Raw genomic sequence first — 218 nt, 5'->3', positions numbered from 1 at the left:
ACGCGTACGACGTGCCCGCGGGCCGGGTCGAGCGCCCGCGCTCGCAGGTCGACGCGGCGACCGTGGCCGCGGCGGGCGAGCGGCTCGTGCGGGCGCTGGCCACCACCACCCCCTGCGCCCCCGTGCGCGACCAGATCGGGGCCACCGACGTCGCGGCGGCCTACCACGTGCAGGGGCACCTCAACGCCAGCCGGGGCGCGGCGGGCGCCCGCGTGGTG

The 218-nt window shown here is 81.2% G+C and carries 1 pseudogene; it reads left to right on the top strand.

The features are described from left to right. A pseudogene (locus tag QWJ41_RS21700) lies at positions 1–218 on the top strand (hypothetical protein); the annotation flags it as partial.

It is taken from the genome of Nocardioides cremeus (genome assembly GCF_030518195.1).
Taxonomy (GTDB): domain Bacteria; phylum Actinomycetota; class Actinomycetes; order Propionibacteriales; family Nocardioidaceae; genus Nocardioides; species Nocardioides cremeus.
This window is presented reverse-complemented; position numbering and strand designations above follow the sequence as displayed.